Below are 8,905 nucleotides of genomic sequence, written 5' to 3'. Positions count from 1 at the left end.
AGCGTGCACATAAACCCTTCCGTTTTACCGTGGCGTTAAACAAAGCGGTTCCGCTGCTGTATAACGCATTAGCGTCTGGCGAAATGCTGCCGAAAGTGGAACTCAAATGGTACCGCACCTCAGTTGAAGGCAAGCAAGAGCATTTCTTCACCACCACATTAACGGATGCGACTATCGTGAATATCGATTGCCAAATGCCGCATTGCCAAGACCCCGCGAAAGCGGATTTCACGCAGTTAATCGAAGTGTCTCTGTCTTACCGTAAAATTGACTGGGAACATACCGTTGCAGGTACATCCGGTGCCGATGACTGGCGTGCGCCGCTCGAAGCGTAAGTTCAAATTTAGCGAGCCTTTCGAGGATCGTTTGCGTTTTTAGCTTTTTCTTCCGTAGAGGAAACTCCCATGTCTTGGACTGACCCAAAGAAAAATAGACGACTCGGTAGCCCCGAAAATAACCCGCTTATTCACGGTGGTGGGTATGCGGGTGGCAGAACCTATGCACAAGACCAAGCCTTGCAAGAAGCCCATGGTCAACTGCTAGACCGTATTATGAATGGCGAAATGGGGACGGGATTAGTATTCACCTGTACCATTGGTGGGCTACCTGAAAATACCTTTCAAGTCACGCAATTTGATTTACAAGAAGGACTTTCCCAGCTCTTTTCACTGTCGATTCAGGCGGTCAGCCCGTTACCCGAGATTGATTTTCAAACGGTATTGGGTGTGGCCTCTTCGCTGACTGTAAAACGAGATGGAAAAATTCTTCGCACGGTACAAGGCATTTTAGCCGGGGCAGAGCAAGGGAATACCGATGGGGTCAAAACCTGGTATCACTTTGTGATACGCCCTGAAATGTGGGTGATGACGCTTAAGCAAGATAGCCGCATTTTCCAAAATATGACGGTGCCCCAAGTTCTTAAGGTGTTACTGGATGAAGCGCGTGTGAAACACGATATGCAATTCTACCATTCGGAAGAGCATCTTGAACGCTCCTATATCACCCAAAAGCGCGAAACGATGTATGAGTTCTGGTGTCGCCTTGCTGCTGAAGAAGGGATTAATTACTGGTTCGAAGAAGGCCCGCAACTGTTTTACAGTGACCGTCATTTAGGCATGAAAGCGGGTATTTCGCTCACCTATAATCCGCAATCAGAGACCGACATTACTGACAGTACGGCCACCACATGGCGCTATGCTGAGCAGTTGTGCAGCGATATTCGTGTGGATAAAGATTACAACCAACTTCGCCCCTCTTACCCACTGAGCCACCAAGTCACGGGCGAAGTCCATCAACAACATGAGGTGTTTGAAAGCTATGGTCGCTTTCAAGAAGATGCCGAGGGGCAGCCCTTCAACCAAATCCGCTACGAGCAATCACAAAACCAGCGGCAAGTGGGTTCAGCCACCACTAACTGCATTGAGTTAGCACCGGGACGTATTTTTATCTTATCTAACCATCCTAGCCCTCGAATGAATACGACATGGCAGGTGGTGAGTGTCTCCCATCACGGTGTGCAGCCATTAGCGGATAACAGTGGTGGTGAAGGCACCCAACTGAGTAACCAGCTGTCCTTTGTGCCTAGCACTCAAGAGTGGCGACCGCCTTACCGATATAAGCCGCTTGCCGATGGGGATGAAGTTGCGACAGTCGTAGGCCCAAAAGGGGAAGAAATTTACACGAACAGCAAAGGGGAAGTGACCGTCTATTTTCATTGGGACAGGCGTGGTATTCCTGACCACAGTGCGTCTTGCTGGGTACCTGTAATGCATGGCTGGAGCGGAAATGGCTATGGGTTTATGAGTATTCCCCATATTGGGCAGCAGGTTTTAATCAGTTATCTGAATGGCGACATTGACCGCCCCGTCATTACGGGATGCATGTACAACGGTCGCAATGCCCCTCCGTTAGATTTACCCGCCCAAAAAACACGCACCACCTTTAAAACATGTACTCATAAAGGGGAAGGCTTTAACGAATTACGTTTCGAAGACCAAGCAGGGCAAGAAGAAGTATATATTCACGCCCAGCGTGACATGAATGTGCATATTCAACATGACAGCCATACCCATGTCCAACACGATGTCAAACAGCGCATTGACCAACACCGTTTTACTGACATTCAAGGGGATGACCACCTTCACATTAAAGGGACGCACAAGGCTCAAATAGAAGGTGATATCTCTGAACAGGTGCTTGGCAGTTATCACCAACAAATTAACGGTGCACTGGTGAGTGAAAGTGGTCAAGAGACCCACATCACCAGCCAAGGGAAAGTGGTGATTGATGCGGCGACGGAAATTACCTTAAAAGTGGGCGGCAGTTTTGTGCGGGTGACACCGGGTAATGTGTTTACCTCTGGCAATGTGGCGATTGGTGACAGTGCCGGAGGCTCAGGGCAAGCGGTAGACATTCAATTGCCGGATGGCGTTGACCCGTTTGCGATACCGCTTTATCCGATTAAACCCTATTGCGCGATGCAAGCCCAAGCGACGGGCAGTTGGGTGATTAAGCCTAATGGGGGAAATCAATGAGACTCACCCCTTGGACAACATGGTTAACGGCATCGAATACCGACCCTATTTATTTACTGCTCAATACGTTAGCCACACCCAACCCGACAGACTTATTGTTTGCCAACGATTGGGTTGAACAGGCATTTCCTATTTACAATGGCACCTCACTGGCCCATTTAATCGGTCAGAGCCCGTGGCTTGTGCAATTAAAACCGAGTGCGTATGCCCCATTGGGGCAACTGCTTGACCGTAAAGGCTTAAGTGATAACACATGGGGCTGGGCGTATCGCAGTTCGCTGGATTGGCAATACCAGTTACAGCATTGGCAAAACCGCCAATTGGTGGAGCTGAATGAAGAGCTCGTGGTGCTGCGTTTAATGGACACACGTATTGCGAATGTGCTTATTCCCAAAATGCGTGCGGTGGATTGGTCTGTGCTGATGACCCCTGTTCATGAGGTGATGCTGGAGACACCCAGTGCCCCTGCTTTTTTTGAATCGCCTACTCGGCATAACCCTTTACCCATTCCTGAACTGCAAGCCCGTCCGTTTATCATGGGGGAACACTTACAGGCTGCGTGGGAAAACTCCGCCCAATTTATCCAGCTGTTAGCGGAAAACCTGGCGTGTGAACTGTGGGAAAACCATGCGGAAATAGCGCTGTCACTCGACACACCGGAAGGTCAACTTCACCGACGTTTAGTGGATTGGTTACACCTGCATCCCTCACTCGTGGGGGATATTCATACTCGTACCGCCACACAATTTACGGACTATGCCCAGCAACAAGGCTGGTTAACCACGACAACGGAGCCGTCATGAGTCAGAAAGTCGAATCGTGCATTATCTGTGAAAACTATCGATTTTGGTTAGAGCTGCAATTGGTTGATGATAAAGGACAACCCTTAGCCAACGTGCCGTATACGCTCGCCGAGCGAGGCACAGGCCGTACGATGCAAGGCAGTAGCGACCCACAAGGCTTGATTAAAGCGGAAGGCTTAACCGCCCGCCCGTACACTCTGAGCTTTGAACCGCAACCCTTAGCCGATGCCCTGACTGCGATGTCGCCTCCGGCGGCTATTCAAGGCAACGATAAGTCACTGAGTGATTATTGCCGTGAGCAAGGGTATCTCCTGAGTGAAAATAACCGCGCAGGGGCGTTTAACCCGAATGTACCCACCACGGTTCACCGCATGACAGCGGGGCAAATAAGCCGTTCTACCCACTATCAACAACGGGATAAGGGCTATCCCCTATTGTTCCCGTATGACCATCGCCGTGTGATTGCGATTAAGCGGATAGCCGAGCCGGTATTTGCTAAATCGACCCTAAGAGGGCTAGGCAATACGGATGAGGGACTTGACGTAGAGGCCTTGGCTAACTTTGGGGTGTGTGATTACAGTAACTATACTTGCAACACAGTGTCAAACTCGACACAAACAGTTCCTCAATCAAGCTGGGTATCTTCATTCTTTAGCGCATTAAATCCGGTTGGCACCGCACAGGCTTTTCCAATTGGGGGAGCCATGGGCAGTGGCGCTATGGCAAGTGGTGGTGTTGTCGGTGGTGCCGTGGGGCAGCAAGAGACGTCGTTTGGATGGGATAACTCACAAGAAAGTGCAAATCACCGTATTGCTCGACATCTTGAGTATGAACTGCGAAAACCGTCACCGTTGGTTTTAAGTGCAAATATTCTGTTTGCCATGGTAGCGAATTACTATGAAGGGGACAGCTTAACGCAGCCTGATTTGCTGGAAATTGCTGAGATGGGAGGCTCTGCACCGACGCGTATGCGAGTGGGATTTGCCTCAACGGGAACCACAGCGGCAGCGATGGCAAGTGCATCTCAACTGATTGCATACCATACCGAGCGAGACAGTGGGTTTGACCAAGTGCCAGTGATTAAGGGTGAATTGGCTTCCGAAGCTGAAGCGCGAGAAGTGTTGAGCTTACCGATATATCAATCCCCAAATGGATTGCCGAGTGCTAATAACCAAGCCGAAATTTACCGTTTTGATGCAGATGGAACAACCCTTTACATGGGCGTGGCGGCATCGGGGGAGATAATTAATATCTCTGCGCGGATTGATGATATTCCAAATGAACCCATCATTCATGCGGGTCCCTCGCCTCAGCCTCAAAGAGTCGAGAAACCGGAAGGTTTTGCCATCCATGAGTCTGATACTCGGCCTGAAACATTGCCGATTGCGGATGATGGAATAGTTTGGCGCCATACGGGACACGATGTTGAACCTGTGGATTTTCGGGATTACATTCTGACAGTAGACAGGAAGGATGTTAAGCCTGTTTACGTAAGTTTAAATGAATCTAAAAATGTCACAAATTCAGTTGGTGAAACCGTAGAAAGAAAATTTGTAGAGGATCAAGATGGGCTTTTAGAAGAAGCAGAAAAAGCGGCAGGTGGCAGCTTAGATAATTTTAAACCAATAAAAGAACACTGGTATGAAAGTCCAGATGGCACAAGAAGAATTGAGTGGAATCCAGACGGGCATAAAAATACTAATGAGGGTCCACATGTAACTATCCGTGACTATAATGGTAAACGATACGGTGTGACGGATAAAATTTTTATAAAAGGTAGAGAGAAGTATGATGGAAAACCATAAATGCATTAATCTGATAGAGGCAAATGAAATATTGTCACCTATTTTAGGTGATAATATTGAAATAATTAATTTCATAGATTATGCCGAAGATGAAAATTTCTTTTTAGTTAAACAACTGAAGAACTGGGAAGAAAAAGATGATATTGATATATTAGAGGAAATTGACTTTAAAAGATATCAACTAGGTGAAGTGATTGTATTAAATGATTTCTTATACGAAAAAAAGATAGCATTTTTATTAGGCTCTAAAGATATTGATTCTTTTTTGGATTGGTATTTTAAAAAATATAACTCTTGTTTTATTGATGGCGATACTATTTTCTTTTCTATAAGCAAAAAAGAAATGTTATTATTCAATCATGATGGTTATTTAATGGTATATAAATTACCAATTAAGTTAATAGAAAAGGGTATTGAAAAATACATTAATTTTAAGGCTAAACATAAGTTATAATTGTGGTTAGATGAGTATTATGATTGTTCTAAAATCGCCAGAGATTTGAAAGAAGCTGCGGGAGGACAAGGTGAGATTCTTGAAGTCAGATCAACCGAAAAGTACGGTTCAATAAATGTATTTGAAAATGGTATTACTGAAGGTGATATGGGGGTATCACCAAGTTTATTCCGATGGGAAATATATTTATGAACCCCGGATTTCATCTCAAGCAATCCCTAAAGGGGATTGGGAGAAATACATCAAAGGTATTAATGATGGAAAGCTAACGATTACTAACAAGCCTACAGGATTAAAATAATGACAATTGAAAATAACCAAGGCGGTGAATTGATGGTTGTTATCAGAAAATATATTGATATTGAGTGGAACAGAACTAGCCGACGTTTTGTGAAAAAGTATATTGACCCCACTAATTTTATTGATGGCGAGCTTTATATTGCTGATACTATTAATGAGCCGCCATCAACAAACTTTCGTCCTGTAGATGAACGTAATCATCAAGATTTTATTGCTGTGTTGAAAGCTGCCATAGAATCTTATCATGGAAAAATTGACTGGGCTTTAACGGGACGACAAAAAACGAACACACCTGAATATAATTGGGCAGTAGTACCTTCTATCTTTTTGGAGCAGGAAGTAATCGATGAAGCTAATAGATTGATGATAACAAAGGCAGAATATTTATCACGAAAAATGCCTGAACTAGGACCGGTAGCCTATGCGGATTTAATTAATCTTGCTAAACATGTCGATAAATATTTAGAAAAACATTATTTACCTTTGAAGCGTCATTCATAAATCCAACTTAGTGTAATAATGTAAACTAGCAATAAATGAATATGGTTTAGGATGTTATATTGGAGATAATTTAATAGGGAATAACACAATGATGCTTATTACTAATTATAGAATGAGGGTAACCTCGGACTTTTGATTCCGTTAATGCATACTTGTTTGTAGATATTTATGTGGCTTAGCTTACAACATGAAAGAGATATTTTTTTTAGGTCTGCTTGTCACTTTTAGCTGTAATGCGGATTTATGTGACGATTTATATGAAAAACACAAGTCTGACTGGGAAGGGAAACCTAACTTAAGTATTTGTAAGAATGCACTAAAAGGGGACCCAGAAGCTCAATTCGATTTAGGTGGATGGTATAAATTAGAAGCCAAAAAACCGACTGAGGCTTTTGAGTGGGTAAGAAAATCGGCTGATCAAGGGTGTGCTAAATCTCAATTTGTTTTGGGTTTGCTTTATTTCGATGGTGAAGGCGTTGATAGAAATTGGTTCTATGCCTTCGAGTTAGTGGAAAATGCAGCTAATAATGGTATTCCACAGGCCATGACATTCTTGGGACACATGTATCAAAATGGCTATGCTACCGCAAAGAATGCACGCAAGGCTAAAAGGTGGTATTTAGCCGCTGCCAAATTAGGTGATGCTACGGCTTATTCCTATTTAGGAAATATGTATAAAAATGGGGATGGTGTTGATACTGATAACGAGAAGGCCGCTGATTATTTTGTAAGTGCCATTAACTACAATGTAAAAACGGCTTTAACTAAAGATAATAATACTTACCCTTGTAACGAATATGATGTTCTAAAATCAAAAAATTAGACTATTGGTATTCTAAGTTATGTGCTTGCACTCCTTAACAGGACTATTATGAAGATATTATTTACATTGTCATTTTTGTTGATTTCTATATCTGCGTATGCTGTTGATTGCGATAAAGAGATTAACTCTATACTACAAAGTAAGTCACCTTACTCAATTTCAACCATAGAAAAGTGTGCAAGTATTGGCAATTCCAGAGCACAAGTGTTATTTGCATCGCATTTAACAGGCCAAAATAAACATGAAGAAGCCTTTGGTTGGTTACAGAAATCCGCTCAGCAAGAGGATTTTATCGGTTTGTTTTACCTTGGTGTCGCTTATGCGCATGGTCTAGGTACAAAGCAAAATGATGAATTGGCTAAAGTAGAATTTATGAAAGCATGCAAAGCAGGGTATCCTCTCTCTTGTGACGAATATGATAAGTTAAAGAAACTAACGTTACCTGTGCAACGTTAGTTTTTTATGGAGTTCTATACCGAAACTTCAGATTTTCAGTATTCAAAAATAGCAATAATTACCCAAAGAAGGCCTGTTGGGTGAATTAGTTTTACTAGTCTAATTTTCAATGTGGTATTTCGGATGTTGAATACCAATTGGTTGAAAAGAAAGCCTTGTTTGCTTATCCCACGGGAACACCTGTGGCCTCTTTACCCAAACAAGGGGATACGGTAGTCAAACATCGTGGGATTGACTATTTGGCTTCACAGCAAACAAAATTTAATGCAGCCTTCGAGACAGCGTTGCAAGATGCGTTAGACTGTACGACTCTGCGTGATGGAGAGCTTGTACTGAGCTTTGAAGTCGAAGCGGGTATTTTTGCAGGTGATCCTCTGGGGCAATCTATCCCATCCATTTATTGGTATTACTTGGTGGATCGTCTTAAAGGCGAGATTGCGCCATTGCGTTACCGAAACGGTGATCCTAGTGATAAACTTTATGGCTGTATTGATGAGGAAGGCACCGAATGACGAGTTTATATACGGCAACAAAGCACCCAGAGCAATTAGAAACCACGCTATTGATTGAAGAAAGTCATCACTACGATGATCCGTTGGAGCCTCAAAAACTGGTATTTTTAGATGCGGTGAATAAACAGCGTTGTGTGATTAACTCTCCACAGCGGAATAGTCAACTAACTAATACGATCCCATTTTTTATCGTACTTTTAGTAATGGCTTGTTATACACTCTGGGGCTTTATGGGTAGACACTCATCTAAAATGTATACATTTCAGGATACAATTAATTATAACAAAAGCATTTATGACTCATATAATGAACAAGGCAGTAGCCCTCCAAAATATTTAGATAAATATGTTCCATACTTTAACAAAGAAAAAATAAGTATATGGACCTATATTAAAGCATATTATTCTGGTGAACTTAGCCGTAATAGCCAAGCGGAAATATTTTTAATAATCGGCTGGCTAATTTTTTTCCCGGGTTTTTTATGGCTATTGGGTTACCTCTCTTTCTTTACCCCTCCGGTGTATCTTATTGCTGATAGGCAACGAGGAATATTGTATAGCTATGGGATGGGGAAAGTACGTTTAACGCGCTATGAAGATGCACAATTCGGCTATGCAGGTAAAATGCTGGCGATTAAACTGTATGGCATTGATGAAAAAACAGGGCAATTGAAAACGATCCTCTACCGCCCGAATGTTTCCCATTACTCCAGTTTTC

General features: G+C 43.2%; 10 protein-coding genes. All 10 read left to right on the top strand.

Annotated features, from left to right (window positions below):
- On the top strand, positions 1–335 hold a 335-nt coding region (locus tag PSE83_RS20180), incomplete at its 5' end, for an Hcp family type VI secretion system effector (RefSeq protein WP_196733033.1).
- A 69-nt stretch (positions 336–404) separates the two neighbouring features.
- Positions 405–2,534: a type VI secretion system Vgr family protein gene (locus PSE83_RS20175; RefSeq protein WP_272661051.1), complete on the top strand. Its 2,130-nt coding sequence runs from the start codon at positions 405–407 to the stop codon at positions 2,532–2,534.
- A complete protein-coding gene (locus PSE83_RS20170) occupies positions 2,531–3,337 on the top strand; it encodes a DUF4123 domain-containing protein (protein ID WP_004259776.1) in 807 nt (268 codons plus the stop codon). Before PSE83_RS20175 ends, PSE83_RS20170 begins: the two co-directional genes overlap by 4 nt.
- Positions 3,334–5,142, top strand: a complete 1,809-nt coding sequence (locus PSE83_RS20165; protein ID WP_164565186.1) for a hypothetical protein — start codon at positions 3,334–3,336, stop codon at positions 5,140–5,142. The genes PSE83_RS20170 and PSE83_RS20165 overlap by 4 nt, the downstream gene beginning before the upstream one ends.
- The gene (locus PSE83_RS20160) at positions 5,126–5,596 is read left to right on the top strand and encodes a hypothetical protein (protein WP_004259762.1); all 471 of its coding nucleotides are present in this window, start codon (positions 5,126–5,128) and stop codon (positions 5,594–5,596) included. Before PSE83_RS20165 ends, PSE83_RS20160 begins: the two co-directional genes overlap by 17 nt.
- A gap of 300 nt (positions 5,597–5,896) precedes the next feature.
- On the top strand, positions 5,897–6,397 hold the full coding sequence (locus PSE83_RS20155) for a hypothetical protein (protein ID WP_164565184.1): 501 nt from the start codon (positions 5,897–5,899) through the stop codon (positions 6,395–6,397).
- A gap of 187 nt (positions 6,398–6,584) precedes the next feature.
- Positions 6,585–7,220, top strand: a complete 636-nt coding sequence (locus tag PSE83_RS20150; protein WP_004259749.1) for a tetratricopeptide repeat protein — start codon at positions 6,585–6,587, stop codon at positions 7,218–7,220.
- A gap of 48 nt (positions 7,221–7,268) precedes the next feature.
- On the top strand, positions 7,269–7,676 hold the full coding sequence (locus tag PSE83_RS20145) for a tetratricopeptide repeat protein (protein WP_004259745.1): 408 nt from the start codon (positions 7,269–7,271) through the stop codon (positions 7,674–7,676).
- Positions 7,677–7,813: 137 nt separating this feature from the next.
- Positions 7,814–8,188 (top strand): hypothetical protein, encoded by a 375-nt coding sequence (locus tag PSE83_RS20140; RefSeq protein ID WP_272661050.1) that lies wholly within the window; start codon positions 7,814–7,816, stop codon positions 8,186–8,188.
- The coding region (locus PSE83_RS20135; RefSeq protein ID WP_272661049.1) for a hypothetical protein at positions 8,185–8,905 on the top strand (721 nt) is incomplete at its 3' end. The genes PSE83_RS20140 and PSE83_RS20135, both read left to right, overlap by 4 nt.

Origin of the sequence: Providencia sp. PROV150, from assembly GCF_028481025.1 — a bacterium.
Lineage (GTDB): Bacteria > Pseudomonadota > Gammaproteobacteria > Enterobacterales > Enterobacteriaceae > Providencia > Providencia hangzhouensis.
This window is presented reverse-complemented; position numbering and strand designations above follow the sequence as displayed.

What these genes read in the sequence shown, in the direction of transcription:
- PSE83_RS20175 (WP_272661051.1), top strand. Translation starts at nt 405, where the DNA reads ATGTCTTGGACTGACCCAAAGAAAAATAGACGACTCGGTAGCCCCGAA.
- PSE83_RS20170 (WP_004259776.1), top strand. Translation starts at nt 2,531, where the DNA reads ATGAGACTCACCCCTTGGACAACATGGTTAACGGCATCGAATACCGAC.
- PSE83_RS20165 (WP_164565186.1), top strand. Translation starts at nt 3,334, where the DNA reads ATGAGTCAGAAAGTCGAATCGTGCATTATCTGTGAAAACTATCGATTT.
- PSE83_RS20160 (WP_004259762.1), top strand. Translation starts at nt 5,126, where the DNA reads ATGATGGAAAACCATAAATGCATTAATCTGATAGAGGCAAATGAAATA.
- PSE83_RS20155 (WP_164565184.1), top strand. Translation starts at nt 5,897, where the DNA reads ATGACAATTGAAAATAACCAAGGCGGTGAATTGATGGTTGTTATCAGA.
- PSE83_RS20150 (WP_004259749.1), top strand. Translation starts at nt 6,585, where the DNA reads ATGAAAGAGATATTTTTTTTAGGTCTGCTTGTCACTTTTAGCTGTAAT.
- PSE83_RS20145 (WP_004259745.1), top strand. Translation starts at nt 7,269, where the DNA reads ATGAAGATATTATTTACATTGTCATTTTTGTTGATTTCTATATCTGCG.